This is a genomic window from Pseudonocardia sp. (assembly GCF_050250275.1).
GTDB lineage: Bacteria > Actinomycetota > Actinomycetes > Mycobacteriales > Pseudonocardiaceae > Pseudonocardia.
On the sequence record NZ_JBFWOY010000028.1, the window covers coordinates 1 to 23,636 of the forward strand.

Annotated in this window: 23 protein-coding genes; 18 read left to right on the plus strand and 5 right to left on the minus strand. The window is 74.0% G+C overall.

Going from position 1 to position 23,636, the window contains the following annotated elements:
* Nucleotides 1–190 precede the first annotated feature (190 nt).
* Nucleotides 191–1,219, plus strand: coding sequence for an aminotransferase class V-fold PLP-dependent enzyme (locus AB7F12_RS22945; protein ID WP_428502365.1), 1,029 nt, complete (start codon nucleotides 191–193; stop codon nucleotides 1,217–1,219).
* On the opposite strand, the gene AB7F12_RS22950 is transcribed toward AB7F12_RS22945, so the two are convergent.
* Nucleotides 1,216–1,686, minus strand: a complete 471-nt coding sequence (locus tag AB7F12_RS22950; RefSeq protein WP_428502366.1) for a ferritin-like domain-containing protein — start codon at nucleotides 1,684–1,686, stop codon at nucleotides 1,216–1,218. The genes AB7F12_RS22945 and AB7F12_RS22950 overlap by 4 nt on opposite strands.
* Complete coding sequence (locus tag AB7F12_RS22955; protein ID WP_428502367.1) at nucleotides 1,683–2,186, minus strand: hypothetical protein; 504 nt, start codon at nucleotides 2,184–2,186, stop codon at nucleotides 1,683–1,685. Before AB7F12_RS22955 ends, AB7F12_RS22950 begins: the two co-directional genes overlap by 4 nt.
* 150 nt (nucleotides 2,187–2,336) lie before the next feature.
* Between AB7F12_RS22955 and rimP the strand changes: the two genes are divergently transcribed.
* The 8 genes from rimP to AB7F12_RS22995 all read left to right on the plus strand — a co-directional run bounded on the left by rimP (nucleotide 2,337) and on the right by AB7F12_RS22995 (nucleotide 10,613).
* The gene (gene rimP, locus AB7F12_RS22960) at nucleotides 2,337–2,867 is read left to right on the plus strand and encodes a ribosome maturation factor RimP (RefSeq protein ID WP_428502368.1); all 531 of its coding nucleotides are present in this window, start codon (nucleotides 2,337–2,339) and stop codon (nucleotides 2,865–2,867) included.
* On the plus strand, nucleotides 2,864–3,910 hold the full coding sequence (gene nusA, locus AB7F12_RS22965; RefSeq protein WP_428502369.1) for a transcription termination factor NusA: 1,047 nt from the start codon (nucleotides 2,864–2,866) through the stop codon (nucleotides 3,908–3,910). The genes rimP and nusA overlap by 4 nt, the downstream gene beginning before the upstream one ends.
* Before the next feature lie 149 nt (nucleotides 3,911–4,059).
* Nucleotides 4,060–4,293, plus strand: coding sequence for a YlxR family protein (locus tag AB7F12_RS22970; RefSeq protein WP_428502370.1), 234 nt, complete (start codon nucleotides 4,060–4,062; stop codon nucleotides 4,291–4,293).
* Between the two features lie 93 nt (nucleotides 4,294–4,386).
* Nucleotides 4,387–7,422, plus strand: coding sequence for a translation initiation factor IF-2 (infB, locus tag AB7F12_RS22975; RefSeq protein ID WP_428516846.1), 3,036 nt, complete (start codon nucleotides 4,387–4,389; stop codon nucleotides 7,420–7,422).
* A gap of 55 nt (nucleotides 7,423–7,477) precedes the next feature.
* Nucleotides 7,478–7,774, plus strand: coding sequence for a DUF503 domain-containing protein (locus AB7F12_RS22980; protein WP_428502372.1), 297 nt, complete (start codon nucleotides 7,478–7,480; stop codon nucleotides 7,772–7,774).
* A 45-nt stretch (nucleotides 7,775–7,819) separates the two neighbouring features.
* Nucleotides 7,820–8,269, plus strand: coding sequence for a 30S ribosome-binding factor RbfA (gene rbfA / locus AB7F12_RS22985; RefSeq protein ID WP_428502373.1), 450 nt, complete (start codon nucleotides 7,820–7,822; stop codon nucleotides 8,267–8,269).
* Nucleotides 8,269–9,267: a DHH family phosphoesterase gene (locus AB7F12_RS22990; protein ID WP_428502374.1), complete on the plus strand. Its 999-nt coding sequence runs from the start codon at nucleotides 8,269–8,271 to the stop codon at nucleotides 9,265–9,267. Before rbfA ends, AB7F12_RS22990 begins: the two co-directional genes overlap by 1 nt.
* Nucleotides 9,264–10,613, plus strand: coding sequence for an MATE family efflux transporter (locus AB7F12_RS22995; RefSeq protein ID WP_428517993.1), 1,350 nt, complete (start codon nucleotides 9,264–9,266; stop codon nucleotides 10,611–10,613). The genes AB7F12_RS22990 and AB7F12_RS22995 overlap by 4 nt, the downstream gene beginning before the upstream one ends.
* A 232-nt stretch (nucleotides 10,614–10,845) precedes the next feature.
* Here the strand turns inward: AB7F12_RS22995 and AB7F12_RS23000 are convergent, their stop codons facing one another.
* Both AB7F12_RS23000 and AB7F12_RS23005 read right to left on the minus strand, forming a co-directional pair.
* Complete coding sequence (locus AB7F12_RS23000) at nucleotides 10,846–12,411, minus strand: ATP-binding protein (protein ID WP_428500830.1); 1,566 nt, start codon at nucleotides 12,409–12,411, stop codon at nucleotides 10,846–10,848.
* A gap of 34 nt (nucleotides 12,412–12,445) precedes the next feature.
* Nucleotides 12,446–13,888, minus strand: a complete 1,443-nt coding sequence (locus AB7F12_RS23005; protein WP_428500831.1) for a cation:dicarboxylate symporter family transporter — start codon at nucleotides 13,886–13,888, stop codon at nucleotides 12,446–12,448.
* A gap of 131 nt (nucleotides 13,889–14,019) precedes the next feature.
* Here AB7F12_RS23005 and AB7F12_RS23010 point away from each other — a divergent pair, with 131 nt between their 5' ends.
* The 9 genes from AB7F12_RS23010 to dapB all read left to right on the plus strand — a co-directional run bounded on the left by AB7F12_RS23010 (nucleotide 14,020) and on the right by dapB (nucleotide 22,957).
* Nucleotides 14,020–14,679, plus strand: a complete 660-nt coding sequence (locus AB7F12_RS23010; RefSeq protein WP_428500832.1) for a response regulator transcription factor — start codon at nucleotides 14,020–14,022, stop codon at nucleotides 14,677–14,679.
* Between the two features lie 25 nt (nucleotides 14,680–14,704).
* A complete protein-coding gene (gene truB / locus AB7F12_RS23015) occupies nucleotides 14,705–15,643 on the plus strand; it encodes a tRNA pseudouridine(55) synthase TruB (protein WP_428500833.1) in 939 nt (312 codons plus the stop codon).
* A 10-nt stretch (nucleotides 15,644–15,653) separates the two neighbouring features.
* Nucleotides 15,654–16,580 (plus strand): bifunctional riboflavin kinase/FAD synthetase, encoded by a 927-nt coding sequence (locus tag AB7F12_RS23020; RefSeq protein ID WP_428500834.1) that lies wholly within the window; start codon nucleotides 15,654–15,656, stop codon nucleotides 16,578–16,580.
* A 59-nt stretch (nucleotides 16,581–16,639) separates the two neighbouring features.
* A complete protein-coding gene (locus tag AB7F12_RS23025) occupies nucleotides 16,640–17,308 on the plus strand; it encodes a hypothetical protein (protein WP_428500835.1) in 669 nt (222 codons plus the stop codon).
* A gap of 189 nt (nucleotides 17,309–17,497) precedes the next feature.
* Entirely contained in the window at nucleotides 17,498–17,767 is a 270-nt protein-coding gene (gene rpsO, locus AB7F12_RS23030) for a 30S ribosomal protein S15 (protein WP_147114551.1), read from the plus strand.
* A 272-nt stretch (nucleotides 17,768–18,039) separates the two neighbouring features.
* Nucleotides 18,040–20,283, plus strand: coding sequence for a polyribonucleotide nucleotidyltransferase (locus tag AB7F12_RS23035; protein ID WP_428500836.1), 2,244 nt, complete (start codon nucleotides 18,040–18,042; stop codon nucleotides 20,281–20,283).
* Nucleotides 20,280–21,617, plus strand: coding sequence for a M16 family metallopeptidase (locus tag AB7F12_RS23040; RefSeq protein WP_428500837.1), 1,338 nt, complete (start codon nucleotides 20,280–20,282; stop codon nucleotides 21,615–21,617). Before AB7F12_RS23035 ends, AB7F12_RS23040 begins: the two co-directional genes overlap by 4 nt.
* A gap of 93 nt (nucleotides 21,618–21,710) precedes the next feature.
* Nucleotides 21,711–22,184, plus strand: a complete 474-nt coding sequence (locus AB7F12_RS23045; protein ID WP_428500838.1) for a DUF456 domain-containing protein — start codon at nucleotides 21,711–21,713, stop codon at nucleotides 22,182–22,184.
* Nucleotides 22,157–22,957: a 4-hydroxy-tetrahydrodipicolinate reductase gene (gene dapB, locus AB7F12_RS23050; protein ID WP_428500839.1), complete on the plus strand. Its 801-nt coding sequence runs from the start codon at nucleotides 22,157–22,159 to the stop codon at nucleotides 22,955–22,957. The genes AB7F12_RS23045 and dapB overlap by 28 nt, the downstream gene beginning before the upstream one ends.
* A gap of 46 nt (nucleotides 22,958–23,003) precedes the next feature.
* Here dapB and AB7F12_RS23055 read toward each other — a convergent pair whose 3' ends face one another.
* Entirely contained in the window at nucleotides 23,004–23,597 is a 594-nt protein-coding gene (locus AB7F12_RS23055; protein ID WP_428500840.1) for an N-acetyltransferase family protein, read from the minus strand.
* Between the last annotated feature and the right edge of the window lie 39 nt (nucleotides 23,598–23,636).

Consider the following 23,636-nt stretch of genomic DNA (forward strand, 5'->3'; position numbering starts at 1 on the left):
TCGCGGCGGAGCTCAACGGCCGACCGCGGGAGACGTTGGGCTGGGACAGCCCAGCCCAACGTCTCGCTACCGTGTTGCCCACACCGAACTAACAGCAGTGTTGCCACGACCCCACGAATCCACCTCGATCGCGCCACTGTGCCGTTCGTGCAACCCGGGGCGCGCGACGGTGGGCGGTAGCGTCGGGCGGGTGCGTACCGCATTCGGTGAGAACTTCGACGTCCCCGACGGCTACCTCAACTCCGCGAGTGTCGGCATCCCGCCGGTGCGGGTGACCGAGGCGGTGCTGGAGTCGGTGCGGCGCTGGGGGAGCGGGCGCTACTCGCCGCCGGAGTTCGACGCTCCCGTCGCGACGGCGCGGGCCGCGTTCGCCGACCTCGTCGGGGTCGGCGCCGACCGGGTCGCGATCGGCGCGGCGGTGTCACAGCTGCTCGGTCCGATCGCGGCGGCCGTGCCGGACGGCGCGTCGGTCGTCGTCGCCCAGGGGGAGTTCACGAGCGTCTCGTTCCCGTTCGCGATGCAGGCCGGGCGCGGGGTCACGGTCACCGAGGTGCCGCCGGACCGGCTGGTCGAGCGGGCCGCGGAGGCCGACGTCGTCGCGGTCAGCGTCGTGCAGTCGGCCGACGGCCGGATCGCCGACCTCGACGGCCTGCGCGAGGTGCAGCAGCGCCACGGCACCCTCGTCGTGCTCGACGTCACCCAGGCCGCGGGCTGGCTGCCGCTGTCGCTGGCGTGGGCCGACGTCGTCGCCGGCGGCGGGTACAAGTGGCTGCTGGCGCCGCGTGGCACGGCGTGGATGGCGTTGCGGCCCGAGGTGGAGGCGGTGCCGCACCTCGCGGGCTGGTACGCGAGCGAGGACCCGTGGAAGGGCGTGTACGGGCTGCCGCCGAACCTGGCGCCGGACGCGCGGGCGTTCGACGTCTCGCCCGCGTGGACGTGCCAGGTCGGAGCTGCGGGGACGTTGCCGTGGCTGGCCGGGCTCGACATGGCGGCGGTCCACTCGCACTGCGCCGGGCTGGCCGACGCGTTGCGGATGGCCGTCGGGACGGCGCCCACCGGGTCGGCGATCGTGAGCGTGGGTGCGCCGGGCGCGATCGACCGGCTCACCGCGGCCGGGGTGACCGCGTCGGCCCGCGCGGGCGGGGCCCGGCTGGCGTTCGGGCTCTACAACACCGCCGACGACCTGGACCGCGCCGTCGACGCGCTGGCCAGGGCCTAGGTGCGGCCGGGGAACGTCGGCACCACGGGCGTCAGCCCGGCCGAGGTCCGCCACCGCGTGCACCGGGCCGTGCCCGCGACCAGTGCCTCGAGGGCCGCGGCGCGCAGCGGCGTGTCGGAGGTGCGTTCCAGCAGCGACCGCCACGCCGCGAGCGTGTCGGTCTCGGCGACGACGGCGAGCTGCTGGGCGGTGGGGGAGCCGGTGACCGGCGTCGGCGGCTTGTACGACGGGAGCGCCGACACCGGGCGGGCGCCGACGTCGCTGAGGGTCTGCTCGATCAGCCCGCGCAGCCTGCGGTGGGCGTCGGAGTCCTCGCGGGCCCGTTGGGCCAGGTCGGTCGGCAGGTAGGCGACGACGAGGGAGTACGCCCACAGCGCCGCGTGCTCGGTCTCGAGGACGTCCTGCAGGGCGTCGATGGAGGTCTGGTCGATCGAGGTCCGCTGCTGGGCCGGCACGGTTCCGCTCACGACAGCACCTGCATCCACGCGGCGCAGCTGGCCGCGACCTCGGCGACCAGCCCCACCCGCGCCGCCGGGAGGGTCGCGACGAGCGCGCCCGCGTCGTTGGCCGACTTCTTCAGCGCGGCGACCACCGCCGCCGTGGTGGGGTCGGCGGCCGGCGCCGTCGAGGTTCCGGGCGTGGCGGGGCCGGGGCTGCCGCCGGCCAGCCGGGCGACCTCGGCCTCCAGCGCCGCGGCGTGGTCGGTGCGGGCCTGCCGCACGGGGGTGAGGCGGTCGGTCAGGGCGGGTGTCGCCGCGATGACGGCTCCGATCAGCTCGGCGTCGTCGCGGGCGGCGCGGGCCTGCGCGATCAACGGGTCGGGCCCGCTCGCGCCGGACGCGCCGTCGCAGGCCGACAGTGCCGCACCCGCGACCGGCGCGAGCGCGGCGAGGGCGAACAGCCGCCGCCGGGTCAGCCGGACCGGCCGGGCCGGGACGGGCGGTGATACCAGGCCGCGGGGACTCACGGCGGGCCATCCTGCCAGGCCGCCCCCGACAGCCCTCGCGATACCCTTGGCGGCCCGACCGGCATGGCGCGGTCACCGAGCGCAGGCCCGTCCCGGCCGAGCGTCGCCCGCCCCGGCCGAGTCCCCCGATCACGTCAGGAGTTGTCCCGAATGCCCACCCCCGACCAGGTCGGCCGGCAGCTGCACGAGGTGCTGGAGCCGATCGTCGCCGGCGCCGGACTGGAGCTCGACGAGCTCGACGTCCGCGCGACGGGCCGGCGGCACACGGTCAAGGTCGTCGTCGACTCCGCCGACGACACCGCGGGGGTGAGCCTCGACGTCATCGCGAAGCTCAGCCGCGCCGCCTCCGCGGAGCTCGACCAGCACGAGCATCTCATCGGCGGCTCGTACACCCTGGAGGTCACCTCCCCGGGCATCGACCGGCCGCTGACGCTGCCGCGGCACTGGCGCAAGGCCTACCTGCGCCTGGTCGAGGTCACGCTCGCCGACGGTGGCAAGCTCACGGGTCGCGTCGGCGACGCGGGCGAGGACGAGGTCGCGCTGCTCGTCGACGGCGCGGTGCGGTCGTTGGCCTACGCCGAGGTGGCGAAGGCGCTGGTGCAGGTGGAGTTCAAGCAGGCGCCCGACGCCGAGGTCGAGAAGCTCGGCGGGCGTGTGGAGCGGACGGAGGACGAGGTATGAACGTCGACATCGCCGCCCTGCGCGCGATCGAGCGTGACAAGGACATCCCGTTCGACATGGTGATCGAGGCCATCGAGACGGCGCTGCTCACCGCGTACAGGCACACCGAGGGTCACGAGGCGCGCGCGCGGATCGACATCGACCGCAAGTCCGGCCTGGTCCGGGTCATGGCCCAGGAGCTGGGCGAGGACGGCACGGTCGACCGCGAGTGGGACGACACCCCCGAGGGCTTCGGGCGGATCGCGGCCACGACCGCCCGGCAGGTCATCGTGCAGCGCCTGCGTGACGCCGAGCACGAGCGCACCTTCGGCGAGTTCTCCGCGAAGGAGGGCGAGATCATCACCGGCGAGGTGCAGGCCGACTCGCGCGCCAACGCGCGTGGTGTGGTCGTCGTCTCGCTGTCGGGTTCGCAGACCGAGGGTGTGCTGCCCCAGACCGAGCAGGTCCCCGGGGAGCGCTACCAGCACGGCGACCGGATCAAGTGTTTCGTGCTCGGTGTGACCCGCGGCGCGCGTGGCACGCAGATCACGCTCAGCCGCACGCACCCCAACCTCGTCCGCAAGCTGTTCGCGCTCGAGGTCCCGGAGCTGGTCGACGGGTCGGTGGAGATCGTCGCCGTCGCCCGCGAGGCCGGGCACCGCACCAAGATCGCCGTCCGCTCGACGGTGCCGGGGGTGAACCCGAAGGGCGCGTGCATCGGTCCGATGGGCGCGCGGGTGCGCGGGGTCATGAGCGAGCTCGCCGGCGAGAAGATCGACATCATCGACTGGTCGGACGATCCCGCGACGTTCGTGGGCAACGCGTTGTCCCCGTCGAAGGTGGTGTCGGTCACGGTGATCGACGCGAAGACCCGCACCGCACGCGTCGTCGTTCCCGACTTCCAGCTGTCGCTCGCGATCGGCAAGGAAGGACAGAACGCCCGGTTGGCGGCCCGGCTGACGGGGTGGCGCATCGACATCCGCAGCGACGCCGACCCCCGCAACGTCACCGACGACGAGACCGCCGAGGTAGCCGGGGCCACGGGTACGGAGTCGGTCGGCTGATCGGCGACGCGCTACACTCGCAACCGGCCAGCTGCCAGGGGCCGACTCCCGATCGTCCGGCTGCCGGATCCGGTGCTCGCGCCGAACCGGTACGGACATGCGTCGGGTGCCGGTCCAAGGCGCAGGCCTGTGGTCTGTTGCGTGTCACCGTGGTCGACGGGGTTCTCACCCCTGACCCCCGGCGGCGGCTACCGGGCCGAGGTGCCTGGCTGCACCTCGATCCGGAGTGCCTCGACCGCGCCGAGCGTCGTTCGGCGTTCCCGCGTGCGCTACGCGTACCGGGTCCGCTGGACACCGCTGCGGTGCGGTTCCACCTCCAGGCCCACGGGGCACGGGAAACTCCCGCGCTCGACACACCAGGAAGCAAGGTCGACCCGTCATGAGCCAGTCGTGAAGATCGCACCATGAACGTGCTTCGACACTAGGTTCGAGGTCGAGCGGATCCTGCCGCCCGGCCTCCGGAATAGAGGAGTGCAGTGGCAGGCAAGGCCCGTGTACACGAGCTCGCGAAAGAGCTCGGTCTCAGCAGTAAGCAGGTCCTGAGCAAGCTTCAGGAGCTGGGCGAGTACGTGAAGTCCCCGTCGTCGACCGTCGAGGCCCCGGTGGCGCGCAAGCTGCGCGACTCGGTCTCCGGCGGTGGCGGCCGTCGTGGTGTCCCCGGCGGCGGCGGTTCACGTCCGCGCCCCGCGTCCCCGGCCCCGGCCGGTGGCGCCCCCACGCCGGGCCCGCGCCCCGGTCCCGGCCCGCGCCCGGGTCCGCCCGCGCCGCGTCCCGCTGCAGCCGAGCCGGCTGCCCCCGCGGCGTCCGCTCCGGCCGCCGCAGCCGCGGCCGAGGCTCCGTCGCGACCCGCCGCACCCGGACCCCGTCCGGGTCCGCGCCCCGGTCCGCGTCAGCAGCCGGCCGCCGCCGAGTCGGCCCCGGCCGAGTCGGCTCCCGCCGAGGCGCCCTCGCGCCCGGCCGCGCCGGCGGAGCAGCCCTCGGGCCCGCGTCCCGGCCCGCGCCGCCAGGAGGCCCCCGCGCAGCAGCAGCCCGCTGCCGCCGCGGCCACCGAGGGTGCGACGGTCCCGCCGCGCCCGCAGGCGCCCAAGCCCGGCCCGCGTACCCCGCGAGTCGGCAACAACCCGTTCGGTGTCGGCTCCGGCGCCCCGCCGCGCCCGGCCACGCCGCGCCCCGGCCCGCCCCCGCAGCAGGGTGGCGGCTCGGCCCCCGGTCAGGGCGGCGCCCGTCCGGGTGCTCCCGGCCAGGGCGGTCCGCGTCCCGGCCCGCGGCCCGGTGGTGAGGCCGGTCGTGGTGGGCCCCGCCCGCCGACGCCCGGCAACATGCCCCCGCGCCCGAACCCGGGCATGATGCCCGCCCGTCCGGCCGCGCCGCGGCCCGGCGCGGGTGGTCGTGGTGGCCCCGGCGGCGGTCGTCCCGGTGGTCCGGGTGGCGGTCGTGGTGGCCCCGGTGGCGGCGGTCGTCCCGGTGGTGGCGGCGGTGGCTTCCGTCCCGGTGGCGGTGGCCCCGGCGGCGGTGGCGGCGGTGCCCCGGCCGGTGGTGGCTTCCGCGGTCGTCCCGGTGGCGGCGGTGGCGGTGCCCGTGGCCGCGGCGGTGCCGCGGGTGCGTTCGGTCGTCCCGGCGGTCCGGCCCGCAAGGGTCGCAAGTCGAAGCGGCAGAAGCGCCAGGAGTACGACGCCATGCAGGCCCCCTCGGTCGGCGGCGTCCGCCTTCCGAAGGGCTCCGGCGAGACGATCCGGCTGGCGCGCGGCGCCTCGCTGACCGACTTCGCCGACAAGATCAACGCCAACCCGGCGTCGCTGGTCCAGGTGCTGTTCCACCTGGGCGAGATGGTCACCGCCACGCAGTCGGTGTCCGACGAGGTGCTGGAGCTGCTCGGCACCGAGATGAACTACGTGGTGCAGGTCGTCAGCCCGGAGGAGGAGGACCGCGAGCTGCTCGACAGCTTCTCGATCTCCTACGGCGAGGACGAGGGCGGCGAGGACGACCTCGAGGTCCGGCCGCCGGTCGTGACCGTCATGGGTCACGTCGACCACGGTAAGACCCGACTGCTCGACACGATCCGCAAGACCAACGTCATCGAGACCGAGGCCGGCGGCATCACCCAGCACATCGGCGCCTACCAGGTGGCCACCGAGCTCGAGGGCAACGAGCGGCTCATCACCTTCATCGACACCCCGGGTCACGAGGCGTTCACCGCCATGCGTGCCCGTGGTGCCAAGTCGACGGACATCGCGGTCATCGTGGTCGCCGCCGACGACGGCGTGATGCCGCAGACGGTGGAGGCGATCAACCACGCCCAGGCGGCCGACGTGCCGATCGTGGTCGCGGTGAACAAGATCGACAAGGAGGGGGCCAACCCCGCCAAGATCCGCCAGCAGCTCACCGAGTACGGGCTGGTCGCCGAGGAGTACGGCGGCGACACGATGTTCGTCGACATCTCGGCGCGGCAGAACATCAACATCGAGCAGCTGCTCGAGGCGATCCTGCTCACCGCCGACGCCGCGCTCGACCTGCGGGCCAACCCGAACATGGACGCGCAGGGCGTCACGATCGAGGGTCACCTCGACCGTGGCCGCGGTCCCGTCGCCACCGTGCTGGTCCAGCGCGGCACGCTGCGGGTCGGCGACTCGATCGTCGCGGGCGACGCCTCCGGACGCGTCCGGCGGATGGTCGACGAGTACGGCGAGGACATCGACGAGGCCTACCCGTCGCGTCCGGTCCAGGTCATCGGTCTGACGTCGGTCCCCGGCGCGGGCGACACGTTCCTCGTCGTCGACGAGGACCGGGTGGCCCGCCAGATCGCCGACCGGCGCCGCGCCCGTGAGCGCAACGCCGAGCTCGCCAGCCGCCGCAAGCGCGTCAGCCTCGAGGACCTCGATGCCGCGCTGAAGGAGACCAGCCAGCTCAACCTGATCATCAAGGGTGACAACTCGGGTACCGTCGAGGCCCTCGAGGACGCGCTCATGAAGATCGAGGTGGGCGACGAGGTCGAGCTCCGCGTCATCCACCGCGGCGTCGGTGGCATCACCGAGGGCGACATCAACCTCGCGATCGCCGACAACGTCATCGTCCTGGGCTTCAACGTCCGGGCCGAGGGCAAGGCGACCGAGCTGGCCAACCGCGAGGGCGTGGAGATCCGGTACTACACCGTGATCTACCAGGCCATCGAGGAGATCGAGGCCGCGCTCAAGGGCATGCTCAAGCCGGAGTTCGAGGAGGTCGAGCTCGGCCGCGCCGAGGTGCGCGAGGTCTTCAAGTCCTCGCGCGTCGGCACGATCGCCGGTTGCCTCGTGATGTCCGGCGAGATCCGCCGCAACGCCCGCGGGCGGCTGCTGCGCGACAACGTCGTCATCGCGGAGAACCTGCCGATCAGCTCGCTGCGGCGGTTCAAGGACGACGTGGTCGAGGTCCGCGAGGGCTTCGAGTGCGGTTTCACGCTCGGCAACTACAGCGACATCAAGGTCGGCGACGTCGTCGAGACCTTCGAGATGCGCGAGAAGCCGAGGGTCTGACCCGCTTCACCGGCGGCGGCTCCTTCCGGAGCCGCCGCCGGTGCGGGTCGTACGCATGTACGTCGGAGCGCTGGAGCTCGACGTCCTGCTCGGGGACGTCCACTCCCTCAAGGAGAAGCGGTCGGTCGTGAGGCCGATCGTCGCCGAGCTGCGCCGCAGGTTCGAGGTCGCCGCCGCCGAGGCCGGCGACCAGGACCTGCACAGGCGGGCACTGGTCGGGGTCGCGTGCGTCGCGGCCGACCACGCCCACGTCGTGGACGTGCTCGAGCGCTGCGAACGGCTCGTCGCGTCCCGGCCGGAGATCGAACTGCTGTCGGCCCGCACCCGCATCATGGGGCCGGAGGACGAATGAGGTCGCGCGCCGGTGCGCGCGGCACGAGGTGAGGAGACCGGAGAGATGGTCGACCAGGCCCGCGCACGGCGGCTCGCCAAGCGCATCTCCCAGATCGTCGCGCACGAGCTGGAGCACGAGATCAAGGACCCGCGGCTCGCGATGGTGACGATCACCGATGCCCGGGTGACCGGTGACCTGCGGGAGGCGACCGTCTTCTACACCGTGCTGGGCAGCAGCGTCGACGAGGACCCCGACGTCACCGGCGCCGCCGCCGCGCTGGCCAGCGCCACCGGGGTGCTGCGCTCCAAGGTGGGCCAGCAGACCGGTGTCCGGCACACCCCGAGCCTCGCGTTCGTCCTCGACGTCGTGCCCGACGAGGCCCGCCGCATGGAGGAGCTGCTCGCGCGTACCCGGGCGTCCGACGAAGAGGTCGCCCGGCTCGCCGCCGGCGCGACGCCGGCCGGCGAGGCGGACCCGTACCGGGCGCCCCGCGCCGACGACGACGAGGCCTGATGACGGCCACGGCCGGACCGCCGGCGACGGAGGTGGCGTCGGCCGTGTCGGCCGCGGCCGCGCTGCTGGCGACGGCCCGTGACGTCACGCTCGTCGCACACGTCCAGCCCGACGCCGACTCACTGGGCAGCGCACTCGCGCTGGGCGTCGTGCTGGCGCGGCGCGGTGCCCGGGTACGGGTGTCGTTCGCGTCGCCCGCGCACCCGCCGGAGTCGCTGCGCCCGCTCGACGCCCTCGGGCTGCTCGTCGCGCCCGAGGAGGTGCCCGCCGAGCCGGAGCTGCTGGTGATGTGCGACACGGCGGCCCCGGAGCGGCTCGGGTCGCTGCTCGACCGGCTCGCGGCGGCCGGGTCGTCGGTGCTCATCGACCATCACGCCTCGAACCCCGGGTTCGGCGACGTCCGCATCCTCGACCCGGCGGCAGAGGCCACGGTGGTGCTCGTGCACCGGCTGCTCGCCGAGATGGGTGCGCCGATCGACAGCGTCGTCGCCACGTGTCTGTACGCCGGGCTGGTCACCGACACCGTCGGCTTCCGCACCGCGGGCCCCGCGGCGCACCGGATGGCGGCCGAGCTGCTCGAGGCGGGTGTCGACGTCGAGGCCGTGCTGCGGCCCATCAACGGTGACCATCCGTTCGGCTGGCTCGACGCCCTGGCCGGTGTGCTGCACGGCGCACGGCTCGACGTGTCCGCGGCCGGTGGGCGCGGCGTCGTCTCGGCCGTCGTTGCGGCGGAGCTGATGCAGCGATACCGCGTCGAGGAGGTCGACGGCGTCGTCGACCAGCTGCGGGCCACGTCGGAGGCCGACGTCGCCGCCGTGCTGAAGCAGGTGGGGCCGCGCCGCTGGTCGGTGTCGATGCGGTCGCGCACCGTCGACGTGGCGGCCGCCGCCGTGCGCCTCGGCGGGGGCGGGCATCCGCGTGCAGCGGGTGTGACCCTCGACGGGGACCCGGACGGCGTCCTCGATCTCCTGCGCGCCGCGCTCACCGACGCGGGATGAGCGGGCCCGCGCACCGGGTCCCCCCACGCGAGATCGTCAGGCTCGCGCTGCCCGCCCTGCCGGTGCTGGCCGCCGAGCCGCTGTACGTGCTGGTCGACACCGCGGTGGTGGGCAGCCTCGGCGCGCTGCCACTGGCCGGGCTCGCCGTCGCCGGGGTGATGTTCGCGCAGGTGACCAGCCAGCTGACGTTCCTGTCCTACGGGACGACGGCGCGCGCGGCCCGGCTGCACGGCGCGGGCAGACGCTCGGCCGCCGTGGGGGAGGGCGTGCAGGCGACGTGGCTGGCGCTGGCCGTCGGCCTGGTCGTGCTCGTCGTGGGGCAGCTGGTCGCGGCGCCGGTGGCGGGTGCGCTCGGCGGGTCCGACGAGATCGCCGACGCCGCGGTGTCGTGGCTGCGGATCGCGCTGTTCGGGGCGCCGCTGGTGCTGGTGACGTTGGCGGGGAACGGGTGGATGCGCGGCGTCCACGACACGGCCCGGCCGATGCGCTACGTCCTGGCGGGCAACGGGCTCTCCGCGATCGTCTGCCCGATGCTCGTGCACGGCGTCGGTGGCTGGGCGGGCTGGGGGCTCGAGGGCTCGGCGGTCGCCAACGTCGGTGCGCAGGTCGTCGTCGCCGGGCTGTTCCTGGTGGCGCTGCTGCGGGAGCGGGCCGCCGCCCCCGCCGACGATCCGGTGTCGCTGCGCCCGCACTGGTCGCTGATCCGTGCCCAGCTCGGGCTGGGCCGTGACCTGGTGCTGCGCAGCCTCGCCTTCCAGGCGTGCTTCCTGTCGGCGACGGCCGTCGCCGCCCGGTTCGGCGCCCCGTCGGTCGCGGCGCACCAGATCGTGCTGCAGCTGTGGGTGTTCCAGGCACTCACCCTCGACGCCGTGGCGATCGCCGCGCAGGCGCTGATCGGGTCGGCGCTGGGCGCCGGGGGCGTGGACCGGGCCAGGGCCGTGGCCGGGCAGATCGCCCGCTACGGCACTGTCATCGGGTGCCTGTGCGGGGTCGTGTTCGCGGGGCTGTTCTTCGTGCTGCCGGGGGTGTTCACGCAGGACGCGGCGGTGCTCGCGGTCGTGCCGGTGGCCTGGTGGTTCTTCGTCGCGCTGCAACCCGTCGGCGGGCTGGTGTTCGCCCTCGACGGTGTGCTGCTCGGCGCCGGTGACGCGGCGTTCCTGCGGACGACGACGCTGCTCTCGGCGGCGCTGGGGTTCCTGCCGCTGATCTGGCTGTCGCTGGTGTTCGGCTGGGGGTTGGCAGGGATCTGGGCGGGGCTCGCGCTGTTCATGCTGGGCCGGTTGGTGGCGGTGACGACGCGGACCCGCTCGGGCCGCTGGGCCGTCGCGGGCGCTGTCCGCCCGTGAGGGCAGCGGGCGCGGTCCGCCCGTGAGAGCAGCCGGCGCGGTCCGCCGGTGAACCCGCGTGCCCGACGTCCGGCGTGTCGTGAGAGCGGTCCGGCCGCGCTGGTGACACGTTCGCAGTCCGGCGTGTCGTGGGAGTGCGACGACAGCGCTGGTGACACGTCCGCAGTCCGGGGTGTCGTGGGAGTGCGACGACAGCGCTGGTGACACGCCCGCCGGTGGGGGACAGGCGTGCTCAGGGCCGTGGCAGGTGGACGCGCATGCAGGTGCCCGGGTCGGCGTCGGCGACGTCGACGGTGCCGCCCAGGCGCGCCACGACCCGCGCGACCAGCGCCAGCCCGATCCCGCGGGGACGCCCCGGCTCGGCGCGCTTGGTCGACCAGCCGCGGGTGAACACCTCGGTCCGGGCGGACTCCGGGATGCCGGGGCCGGTGTCGCGCACCTCGATCGTCCGGCCCGCGGCGTCGTCGGCGAGGGTGACGGCGATCCGGCGCTGCCCGGCGGGGACGGCGTCGAGGGCGTTGTCCAGCAGGTTGCCCAGGATCGTCAGCAGGTCCTCGGGCGTCCACGGGCCGGGTTCGGTGTCGTCGTCGACGTGCAGGTCGACGCCGCGGTCGGTGGCGGCCCAGCCCTTGTCGGCCAGCACGGCGGCGAGGACCGGGTCGCCGACGGTGACGTCGTCGACCGGGCCCCGCGCGCCGCGGACAGCGGCGGAGCCGGCCTGCAGGGCGTCGTCGGTGCTGCCGAGCTGGACGAGCGTCAGGACCGTCTGCATGCGGTTGGCGAACTCGTGGGCCTGTCCGGCCATGGCCTCGGCACGGCCGCGGGCGTCGTCGCGTTCGCGGACGGCAGCGGCCAGCTCGGTGCGGTCGCGCAGGGTCACCACGGCTGTCCCGGCACCGGCGGCGGGCCCGGCGGGGGTGCGGTTGACCAGCAGCACGCGTTCCCCGGCGAGGGCGAGGGCGTCGCGGACCTCACCGTGCTGGCCGACGATCTCGCGCACCGCCGGGTCGACGCCCAGCTCGGCCAGTCCCCGTCCCTCCAGGGGCCCGGGCGGAAGCCCGAGCAGAGCGCGGGCCTCGGCGTTGACGACGACCACCCGCCCCTCGGGGTCGACGACCAGCAGCCCTTCACGCACGGCATGCAGGACGGCGTCGTGGTGGGCGTAGGCGGCGGCGATCTCCTCCGGCTCCAGGCCGAGGGTCTGCCGGCGCACCCGCCGGGCCAGCACCCAGGCCAGTGCGGCGCCGAGCACCGCGGCACCGGCGGCCGTCCCGATGATCGCGGGCAGCCAGGCGACGACCTGGTCGCCGATGCGCGTCGTGAGCTGGCCGACGGCGACCAGCCCCAGGACCTGCCCGTCCGTGGCCCGGACCGGCACGACCGAGCGCACCGACGGCCCCAGCGTGCCGACGTAGGTCTCGCTGACGGTGCCACCCGCCGCGGCGGGGGCGATGGTGCCGATGTAGCGCTCGCCGATGCGGGCGGGGTCGGCGTGGGAGTACCGGATGCCGTCGAGGGTCATGACGACGACGAACGCGGTGCCCGTCCGCAGCTGGATCTGCTGAGTCAGCGGCTGCAGGGTGGCGGAGGGGTCGGGTGCCGACAGCGCGGCGACGACCGCCGGGTCGACGGCCGTCGCCTGTGCGGTGGCGAGGGTGAGGGCGGCGGCGCCGTCGTCGGCGGCCGCGCGGGCCCCCCACACGCCCAGTCCGGCCAGCCCGCCGACCGTGAGCAGCACCGTCACGACCTGGAGGACCAGCAGCTGGCGGACCAGCCGGGACCCGCGACGTCGGCGCATCAGCCGATCCTCGCAGCGGTCCCGGCCCGGCGGGTCAGCGTGTCCCGCTGCCGACGGCCGCCCTGTCCGGGGCGTCGGCGGTGTCGTTCTCGAGCGGGGCCCTGTCCTGGTCGGACTCGTCGCGGGCGCCGCCACCGTGGTGGTACTCCATGTCCGCGGCCACCAGGGACGGGTCGGCGAGCACGGCGCGCAGCCGGTCGCGGTCGAGCTCGTTCTGCCAGCGGGCGATGACGAGCGTCGCCACCACGTTGCCGATGCAGTTGGTGACGGCGCGGCCCTCGCTCATGACGCGGTCGATGCCGATGATGACGGCGATGCCGATGGCGATCGCCTCGGGGGTGAAGAACTCCCCGCCGAAGGCCTGCAGCGACGCCGCCAGCGTCACGAGCCCGGCGCCGGTGATGCCGGCCGCACCCTTGGACGTCAGCACCATGAGCAGCGCGAGGCCGATCTGCGCGCCGATCGGGAGGGACTCGTTGCCCGCCTGGATGATGAACAGCGCGCCCAGGGTCAGGTAGATGCAGGTGCCGTCGAGGTTGAACGAGTAGCCGGTCGGGATGACGAGGCCGACGGTCTGGCGCGACGCACCGGCCGACTCCAGCTTGGTGAGCAGCCGGGGCAGCACCGACTCCGACGAGGAGGTGCCGAGGATGATCAGCAGCTCGTCCTTGACGAGCCGGATGACCTTGAGGATCGAGAAGCCGGCCCACGCCGACACGGCGCCGAGGACGACGAACACGAAGATCGCGCACGTCGCCCAGAACGTGACCATCAGCAGGCCCAGGTTGGCCAGCGACGCCGACCCGAACACGGCGACCGTGTAGGCCATGCCACCGAACGCGGCGAGCGGCGCCAGCCACATGATCAGCTTGATGATGCCGAAGATCACCTTCGACAGCGCCTCGACGCCGCCGACGAGCCGCTTGCGCAGCGGCGCGGCCAGCGCGCTGATCGCGCACGCCGTCAGGATCGCCAGTACGAGGACCTGCAGGACCTTGTTGTCGACGAACGGGCCCAGGAAGCTCTTGGGCAGCAGGTCGTTGGTCAGGAACGCGATGAACCCGGAGTCGGTCCTGCCCTGCTGGATCTGGCCGGCGGCCTGGTCGAGCTGGGCCTGCGTCGGCTCACCGGTGAAACCCACCCCCGGCTTCACGACGTTCGCCGCGATCAGGCCGAGCGTCAGCGCGACGATCGTCGCCAGCAGGAAGTAGCCCAGCGCACGCAGCGCGAGCCCGCCGGCGCGGGCCAGGTTGCCCAGCGACGCGATGCCCACGATCACCGTGCAGAAGATCACCGGGCCGACGATCACCTTGATGAGCTGGATGAACGCGTCGGCCAGCCACTTGGTCTCCTTCGCCGCGGCGGGCGCGACGATGCCGAGGACGATCCCGGCGACGATGCCCACGATCACCCAGAACCAGAGCTGTGTGTAGAAGCGTCTGCGGGGCGGGGCCGCCTGTGTCGCTGCCTCTGTCATGCCGTCCTCCTCGACGTCGGTGGCTGGAAGGTAGGAATGTGACGCGCACCATGTCGACGACCGCGGTGCCATGATTGAGCAGTTCTTGAGGTTCGGCAGGACGGGACGAGGCGGGCGGAAGGCGGCGAAAGGTGCGGGCACTGCTCGTCGAGGACGACGAGGTCGCCGGGGACGCCCTGCGGCGGGCCCTGGTGGGCGCCGGGTTCCGGGTGCGGCACGTGACCAGCGGCGCCGAGGCGCTCTCGGCCGTCGGTGACGACGAGCCCGACGTCGTCCTGCTCGACATGGGCCTGCCCGACCGCGACGGCCTCGGCGCGTGCCGCGGCATCCGGGAGGTCTCCCGGGTGCCGATCATCGCCGTCACCGGCCGCGGCGCCGTCGAGGCCCGCGTCAGCGGCCTGCGCAGCGGCGCCGACGACTACATCGTCAAGCCGTTCCTGCTCGAGGAGCTGTTGGCGCGCATCGACGCCGTGCTGCGCCGCAGCCGCGGGCTCGGGGTGGCTCCCGCGGTGCGGGCGGGTGACGTCGAGATCGACCTGGCGCGCCGCGAGGTGCTCGTCGGCGGGGAGTCGGTGGCGTTGGCGCGCAAGGAGTTCGACCTGCTCGCGGCGCTGGCGCGGCGGGAGGGCGCCGTCGTCGACAGGGCCGCGCTCGTCGACGAGGTGTGGGGTGGGCCCGGTCCGGGCCTGGAACGCACGCTGGAGGCTCACGTCGCGACCCTGCGCGCCAAGCTCGGCCGTCCGGACGCCGTGCGCACCGTGCGTGGGGTGGGGTACCGGCTCGGCGTCTGAGCGGCACCGGGAAGGATTGCCCGCCGTGCCGTCTCCCGGACTCGTGATCGTCGACAAGCCCGCGGGGCTCACCTCGCACGACGTGGTGGCCCGGCTGCGCCGCATCCTGCGCACGCGCAAGATCGGCCATGCCGGGACGCTCGACCCCATGGCCACCGGGGTGCTCGTCTGCGGGGTGGACCGCGGCACGAAGCTGCTCGGTCATCTCGCGCTCGACACGAAGGCCTACACGGCCACGATCCGCCTGGGTGGCTCCACGACCACCGACGACGCCGAGGGCGAGCCCACCGGCGGTGCCGACGCCGCCGCCGTCGCCGAGGACGCGATCCGCGCCGGGATGGCCGTCCTGACCGGTGCGATCGAGCAGGTCCCGAGCTCGGTCAGCGCCGTGAAGATCGACGGCAAGCGCGCCTACGCCCGCGTCCGCGCCGGGGAGGACGTCGTCATCCCGGCGCGGTCGGTCACGGTGTCGGAGTTCTCCCTCGACGCGCTGCGCCGCGGTGACGCGGTGACCGATCTCGACGTGACCGTCTCCTGCTCCTCGGGTACCTACGTCCGGGCCCTGGCCCGTGACCTCGGCGCCGGGCTCGGCGTCGGCGGGCACCTGACGGCGTTGCGGCGCACCAGGGTCGGGCCGTTCACGCTCGCCCACGCCCGCACCCTCGAAGCCCTGGAGGACGACCCGGCGCTCTCGCTCGGCCTCGACGCCGCCGTCGCCACCGCCTTCCCGCGCCGCGACGCCGACGCCGCCACCGCCGCCGACCTGTCCCACGGGCGTCCGCTGCCCGTCGCGGGCATCGACGGCACCTACGGCGTGTTCGCCCCCGACGGGCACGCCGTCGGTCTCGTCGCCGAACGCGACGGCGCCGCACGCCCCGTCGTCGTCCTGGCCCCGGCGGGAAGCGGAGCACCGGCCGGAGGCGGAGCACCGGCCGGGAGCGTGCCCGCACCGGAGGGCCCGTAGGCTTCGGGCCGTGCAGCGCTGGCGGGGCCTGGAAGCGGTGCCGACCGGCTGGGGCCGCAGTGTCGTGACCATCGGCATCTTCGACGGCGTCCACCGGGGACACCAGAAACTGATCGACCGTGCGGTCGCGCTCGGGCGCGACCGCGGCCTGCCCACGGTGCTGGTCACCTTCGACCCGCACCCGTCGGAGCTGGTGCGGCCGGGCAGTCACCCGGCGCGGCTCACCAGCCTCGCGCGCCGCGCCGACCTGATCGGGGGCCTCGGGGTCGACGCGTTCTGCGTGCTGCCGTTCACCGCCGAGCTGTCCCGGCGCACGCCCGCCGAGTTCGTGCACGAGGTCCTCGTCGACCGGTTGCACGCCGCCGTGGTCGTCGTCGGGGACAACTTCACGTTCGGGTACAAGGCCGAGGGCGACGTCGCGATGCTCGCCGACCTGGGGCGGCGGTTCGGCTTCACCGTCGAGGGCCTCGACCTCGTCAGCGACGACTCCGTGACCCTGTCGTCGACGTTCGTGCGGGCCTGCATCGACGCCGGTGACGTCGAGACGGCCGCCGCGGTGCTGGGCAGGCCGCACCGGATCGACGGGGTCGTCGTGCACGGGGACCGGCGCGGCCGCGAGCTCGGCTTCCCGACGGCCAACGTCGCCTCCCCGCCCTGGACGGCGCTGCCCGCCGACGGCGTCTACGCCGGGCGGTTCGTCATCGGCGAGCGGTCGCTGCCGGCGGCGGTGTCCGTCGGCACCAACCCGACGTTCTCCGGGCGGCAGCGCACCGTCGAGGCGTACGTGCTCGACGTCGACGAGGACTTCTACGGCCACGAGGTTTCGGTCGAGTTCACCCACCGCCTGCGCGGCATGGAGCGCTACGACGGCATCGAGGCCCTGGTCGAGCAGATGCATCGCGACGTCGCGCGCACCCGGGAGCTGCTGGGGTCCTGATCCGGGGGAGTTGTGCGAAACGGCCGCGAGCCGGGGCGCGCGCTGTCACCATCCCGATCATGACCGACGAACGATCCGAGGCCGAGCGCGTCGCCGCCGCGCGGGAACGGCAGCGCGAGCTCTACGGCGCGCCCGTGGGGGAGCGGGTCCGGCGGATCACCGGGGGCCTGGGCATCACGCAGGGCCGCCTCGCCCGCGCCCTCGGGCTCAGCCCCGCGATGCTGAGCCAGCTGGTGAGCGGGCGGCGGGTCAAGATCGGTGACCCGGCGGTGCTCGGCAGGCTGATGCTGCTCGACTCCCGGGTGCCGCCCGTGCCGCCGCCCACCGCGGTCGTCGACGCCCTGCTCGCCGACGTCGGGGCGGCGCGACCCGCGTGGTCGGCTCCGGGGCCCGGCGGCGCCGCGAAACCCGAGGCGTGCGGGGCCGCGGGCCGCGTCGGTGGCCGGCGGAGCGGATCGGCGCGCACCGCCTCCCCGGACGGCGTCGACGTCGGTGGCCGGGTCGGCGCGCTGCGCCCCTGCCCGACCGTCGCGGTCGGGGACGACGGTGCGGTCGCCGTCACGCCCGCGGGGATCGGGATCATGGCCGCGGGGCCGCGACACGTCGCGGCCGACGCGCTGCGTTCGGTGGCCGGGGCGGCCCGGCTCGTCGCTGCCGCGGCGCTGCTCGACCCGGCCTTCCCGGAGCTGGCCGACGTCCTGCGCATCGCGGCGGTGCAGGCCCGCTGACCAGCGCGCACGGCCGGGGTGACCGCCGTCGCTCCGCGGTGGGGTCGGGGGCGGCGGCACCGTCCGCACTGGTAACCTTGCTCGTCGGGTGCGGCTGTGGTTCGTGGCGGCCGACCCGGACCTCCCCGCCGCCGGTCGTCTCCGACCGGGCGAGCACCCTCACGGACAGAACACCGAGGAGTACCACCCGTGGCTCTCGCCGCAGCAGAGAAGAAGACGATCCTCGACGCCTACGGCGTGCACGAGGGTGACACCGGTTCGCCCGAGGCGCAGGTCGCGCTGCTGACCAAGCGGATCAGCGACCTGACCGAGCACCTCAAGCAGCACAAGCACGACCACCACTCGCGCCGCGGCCTGCTGCTCATGGTCGGCCGTCGCCGCCGGCTGCTGAAGTACCTGGCGTCGGTCGACGTCGCGCGCTACCGCTCGCTCATCGAGCGCCTGGGCCTGCGCCGCTGACCCACGTCCGTCCGGGGTCGCACGGCCCCGGACGGACCGGCGGTTCCCACGGAACCGCCCCCACAACTGAACCCGTTGCGCACCCGCGCAGCACGACAACGCACCACGCCATCGCGCCCAGGACGTATCCGCCGGTCCTCGGTAGTGGCTCCCGGACCCGCCCCGACCCGTTCGGGAGGGCGTCCCCGGGGGCTTCGATCGAAGACCGGCTCCGCCGAGGATCGCCCGCGTCGTGGTGGACAGGTGCCGCCCACGAGGAGACACCCCACTTCATGACCGATCCCATCACCGATGACGTCCACGAGACCACGGCCGTCATCGACAACGGGTCCTTCGGGACCCGCACCGTCCGGTTCGAGACCGGCCGGCTCGCCCGGCAGGCCGCCGGCTCCGTCGTCGCCTATCTCGACGACGAGACCATGCTGCTGTCGGCCACCACGGCCTCGAAGCAGCCGAAGGACCAGTTCGACTTCTTCCCGCTGACGGTCGACGTCGAAGAGCGCATGTACGCGATCGGCAAGATCCCGGGCTCGTTCTTCCGTCGTGAGGGCCGCCCGGGCACCGACGCGATCCTCACCTGCCGGCTCATCGACCGGCCGCTGCGCCCGTCGTTCGTCGACGGCCTGCGCAACGAGATCCAGATCGTCGTCACCGTGATGTCGCTCGACCCGCGCGACCCGTACGACGCGCTGGCCATCAACGCCGCCTCGGCGTCGACCCAGCTCGCCGGCCTGCCCTTCTCGGGCCCGATCGGCGGCGTCCGCGTCGCCCTGATCGACGGCCAGTGGATCGCGTTCCCGCAGTACGAGGACCTGCAGCGCGCCGTGTTCGACATGGTCGTCGCGGGCCGCATCGTCGGCGACGACGTCGCGATCATGATGGTGGAGGCCGAGGCCACCACCGAGACGAACGGCCTCGTCGCGGCCGGCGCCCAGGCGCCGACCGAGCAGATCGTCGCGCAGGGCCTGGAGGCGGCCAAGCCGTTCATCCGCAGCCTGTGCGTCGCGCAGCAGCAGCTGGCCGACGTCGCGGCCAAGCCGACCGGTGCGTTCCCGACGTTCCCGGCCTACCAGCCCGACGCGTTCGAGGCCGTCGAGGCCGCCGCGGGCGCCGACCTGGCCGCCGCGCTGACCATCGCCGGCAAGCAGGAGCGCGAGTCGAAGCTCGACGAGGTGAAGGCCGGCGTGCTGGCCTCGCTGGCCGAGAAGTTCGAGGGTCGCGAGAAGGAGCTCGGCGCCGCGTTCCGGTCGCTGAACAAGAAGCTCGTGCGCCGTCGCATCCTCACCGACCAGGTGCGCATCGACGGTCGTGGCCTCACCGACATCCGGCCGCTCTCGGCCGAGGTCGAGGTCGTCCCGCGGGCCCACGGCTCGGCGCTGTTCGAGCGCGGCGAGACCCAGATCATGGGTGTCACCACGCTGAACATGCTGCGCATGGAGCAGCAGATCGACTCGCTGGGGCCGGAGACGCACAAGCGCTACCTGCACCACTACAACTTCCCGCCGTACTCGACCGGTGAGACGGGCCGGGTCGGCTCGCCCAAGCGTCGCGAGATCGGCCACGGTGCCCTCGCCGAGCGCGCCCTGCTGCCGGTGCTGCCGACGCGCGAGGAGTTCCCCTACGCCATCCGCCAGGTCTCGGAGGCGCTGGGCTCGAACGGGTCCACGTCGATGGGGTCGGTCTGTGCCTCGACGATGTCGCTGCTCAACGCGGGTGTGCCGCTGAAGGCGGCGGTCGCGGGCATCGCGATGGGCCTGGTGTCCGACGAGGTCGACGGCAAGGCCACCTACGTGGCCCTGACCGACATCCTCGGCGCGGAGGACGCGTTCGGCGACATGGACTTCAAGGTCGCCGGCACCGCGGAGTTCGTCACCGCGCTGCAGCTCGACACCAAGCTCGACGGCATCCCCTCGGAGGTGCTGGCGGCCGCGCTGAACCAGGCGCGCGACGCCCGGCTCACCATCCTCGAGGTGATCAACGAGGCGATCGACGGCCCCGACGAGATGAGCCGCTACGCCCCGCGCGTCGTGGCCATCAAGGTCCCGGTCGACAAGATCGGCGAGGTCATCGGCCCGAAGGGCAAGATGATCAACTCGATCACCGAGCAGACCGGTGCCGACATCTCGATCGAGGACGACGGCACGATCTACGTCGGCGCCTCCGACGGCGACTCGGCCGAGGCCGCGATCGGCATGATCAACGCCATCGCCAACCCGCAGCTGCCGAAGATCGGCGAGCGTTTCCTGGGCACGGTCGTCAAGACCGCCGCCTTCGGCGCGTTCGTCTCGCTGGTGCCCGGCAAGGACGGCCTCGTCCACATCTCGAAGCTGGGCAACGGCAAGCGCATCGGCAAGGTCGAGGACGTCTGCAAGGTGGGCGACAAGCTGCGCGTCGAGGTCACCGACATCGACAACCGCGGCAAGATCAGCCTGGTCCCGGTGGCGGACGACGCGGCCCCGGCCGCGGACGCCCCCGCCGAGGGCGAGCCCGTCGCCGCGGCCGCCGAGGCCGAGTGACGACAACGGTTCGGACGCCGGGGGCGGGTGCGGATGCACCCGCCCCCGGCGTCTTACGGTCGGAGCTCCCCGGTGGCATCCGGCTCGTGACCGAGTCGGTGCCCGGGGTGCGGTCGGTGTCGCTGGGCATCTGGATCGGCATCGGTTCGCGCGACGAGACACCCGAACAGGCCGGCGCCGCCCATTTCCTCGAGCACCTGCTGTTCAAGGGCACGCAGCGGCGCAGCGCGTCGGGGATCGCGGAGGAGATCGACGCCGTCGGCGGCGAGCTCAACGCGTTCACCGCCAAGGAGCACACCTGTTACTACGCCCACGTCCTCGACAGCGACGTGGCGCTCGGGATCGACCTGCTGGCCGACGTCGTCACCGACGCCCGGCTGGCGCACGCGGACACCGAGCTCGAACGCGGCGTCGTGCTCGAGGAGATCGCGATGCGCGACGACGACCCCGAGGACCTGCTCGGCGAGCTGTTCGACGAGGCGCTGTTCGGTGACCACCCGTTGGGGCTGCCGATCGTCGGGTCCGAGGAGTCGGTCCGCGGCATGAGCCGCGAGACGCTGCACACGTTCTGGCGCAGCGAGTACACGACGCCCCGGATGGTCGTCGCCGCGGCGGGGAACCTGTCGCACCCGGCGCTGGAGGACCTGGCCGCGGCGGCCCTGTCCGCGGCGGCGTCGCGGACGGGTGAGGACGCGGCCCCGGTGCCGCCGCGCCGCGGCGGCACGCGTCCCGTCGCGGGCGGCTCCCTGGCGCTGCACAGCGACGACACCGAGCAGGCCCACCTGCTGCTCGGTGTCCCCGGCATCGACCGGCACGACCCCCGCAGGCGCGCTCTCGCGGTGCTCAACGCCGCGCTGGGCGGCGGGCTGTCGTCGCGGCTGTTCCAGCAGGTCCGCGAGCAGCGTGGGCTGGCGTACTCGGTGTACTCGTCGACGGCGTCCTACGCCGACGCGGGCAGCCTCTCCGTCTACGCCGGGTGCGCCCCGGAACGACTCGGGGAGGTCGCGGGGGTCGTGCGCGACGTGCTCGCCGACGTCGCCCGCGACGGGCTGAGCACCGCCGAGCTGGTCCGGGCGCAGGGTTCGCTGCGCGGGGGGCTGGTGCTGGGCAGCGAGGACACGCCGTCGCGGATGAACCGCATCGGCCGCTCCGAGCTCGACCACGGCCGCCAGCGCAGCCTCACCGAGAGCCTCGACGGCATCGCCGCCGTGACCGCCGACGAGGTCGCCGCCGTCGCCCGGGACCTGCTGTCGCAGCCGCTCACCGCGGCGGTCGTCGGCCCGTTCGACGAGATCGAGGACCTCCCCGCGGCCCTGCGGGAGCTCTCCGGCTGACGTCGGTTCGCGGCGGCCCGCGCGTCGTGCGACAAATCGGTCGTGAATGGCGATAGTCGCCGTGGCGACTGTCGCCACTCACAGGGGGTGCGGATGACCGCGGTACTGGCGGGCGTGATCATCGCGATCGGGCTGATCGGGATCGTGTCGCTGATCCTGCCCGGACTGATCGTCGTGCTGGCCGGCGTCGCGGTGTGGGCGATCCCGCGCGGCGACGCCGTGGGCTGGTGGGTGCTCGGCATCGCGGGCGCGCTCGTCGTCGTCGGGACCGTCGCCAAGTACCTGCTGCCGGGCAGGCAGCTCAAGGATGCGGGCGTGCCGGGGCGGACGCTGATGGTCGGCGCGGGCCTGGGCGTGGTCGGCTTCTTCGTCGTCCCCGTGATCGGGCTGTTCCTCGGGTTCGTCCTCGGGGTGTGGCTCGCCGAGGTGGTCCGGCTGCCCGACCGCGGCCAGGCGTGGGCGTCGGCCAGGCACGCCCTGAAGGCCGTCGGGTTCAGCATGATCATCGAGCTCGCGGCGGGCCTGCTGGCCACGGCGGTATGGATCGTCGGCCTCGTCGTGGGGTGACCTACGCTGCTCCGGTGACGAACGAGCTGATCCGGGTCGGGGTACTGGGCGCGAAGGGCCGCATGGGGTCCGAGGTGTGCCGCACGGTCGAGGGGGCGCCCGACACCGAACTGGTCGTCGCCCTCGACGACGGCGACGCGCTCACCCGCCTCGTTGACGTGGGCGCCCAGGTCGTCGTCGACTTCACCCAGCCCGCCGTCGTCATGGGCAACGTCGAGTTCTGTGTGCGCCACGGGATCGCCGCCGTCGTCGGCACCAGCGGGTTCGACGAGGCCCGCTTCGAGACGGTCCGCGGCTGGCTGGCCGACGCGCCGTCCTCCTCGGTGCTGGTGGCGCCGAACTTCGGGGTCGGCGCGGTGCTGTCGATGCAGTTCGCGCGGCAGGCGGCCCGCTTCTTCGAGTCCGTCGAGATCATCGAACTGCACCACGCCAACAAGGTCGACGCCCCCTCCGGTACCGCCGCGCGCACCGCGACCCTGATCGCGCAGGCCCGCGCCGAGGCCGGGTCGGGGCCCGTGCCCGACGCCACCACCACCGCGCTCGACGGTGCCCGCGGCGCCGACGTCGACGGCATCCGCGTGCACTCGGTGCGGATGCCTGGCTTGGTCGCCCACCAGGAGGTCGTGCTCGGCAGCGCCGACGGCGAGATCCTGACGATCCGCCACGACTCGATGAACCGCACGTCGTTCATGCCGGGCGTGCTGCTCGGCATCCGCGAGGTCCGCTCGCGCCCCGGGCTGACGATCGGCCTCGAGCCGCTGCTCGGGCTGTGAGGGGCGTGCCGAGGACGCCTGCCCTGCCGCGTGGCGCCGCCGCCGGCTACGGGCCGACCACCTCGGCACCCGCCTCGCCGCTCAGGGCCAGGTCCAGGGGGCCGGCGACGCGGACCTCGCGGATCGAGCCGGCACCGGTGTCGAGGGTGCGGACCGCGCCGTCGGGAGCCCAGCGGGCGGTCGTGTAGAAGCGCAGCGACGCGGCGTCCGACTCCGGGACCCACGCCCGCCCGTGGTCGGCACCGCTGTCGCGCAACGCCTTCGCCGCGTGCGCCAGCAGCCGGCCGCCATGCCCGCGCCGCCCCCATCGCGGCTCCACGAGCAGCGTGCTGACCTCGGCGATCACGCCGCCCTCACCGCGGTAGCCGGCCGCGGCGCAGAACCCGACCGTCCACTCGCCCTCGGTGGCGACCAGCACGTGGAAGGTGTTGTCACCCGGCGAGCCGGCGGGCTTCTCGTCGGCCGCCGCCGCCGCCGCGACCGCGTCCGTCCACGCCTGCCGCGCCTCCGGACCGGTCAGCTGCGCCAGCGCCCCGTCGGGTACCAGGCCCGCGTACGCGGCCTGCCACGTCACCGACTGGATCCTGACGATCTCGTCGACGTCGGAGAGCTGTGCGGAGCGGACCGCGGCGATGGCCATGGCGCATGAATACCCGGGCCCGCCGGGCCCGATGAGGCC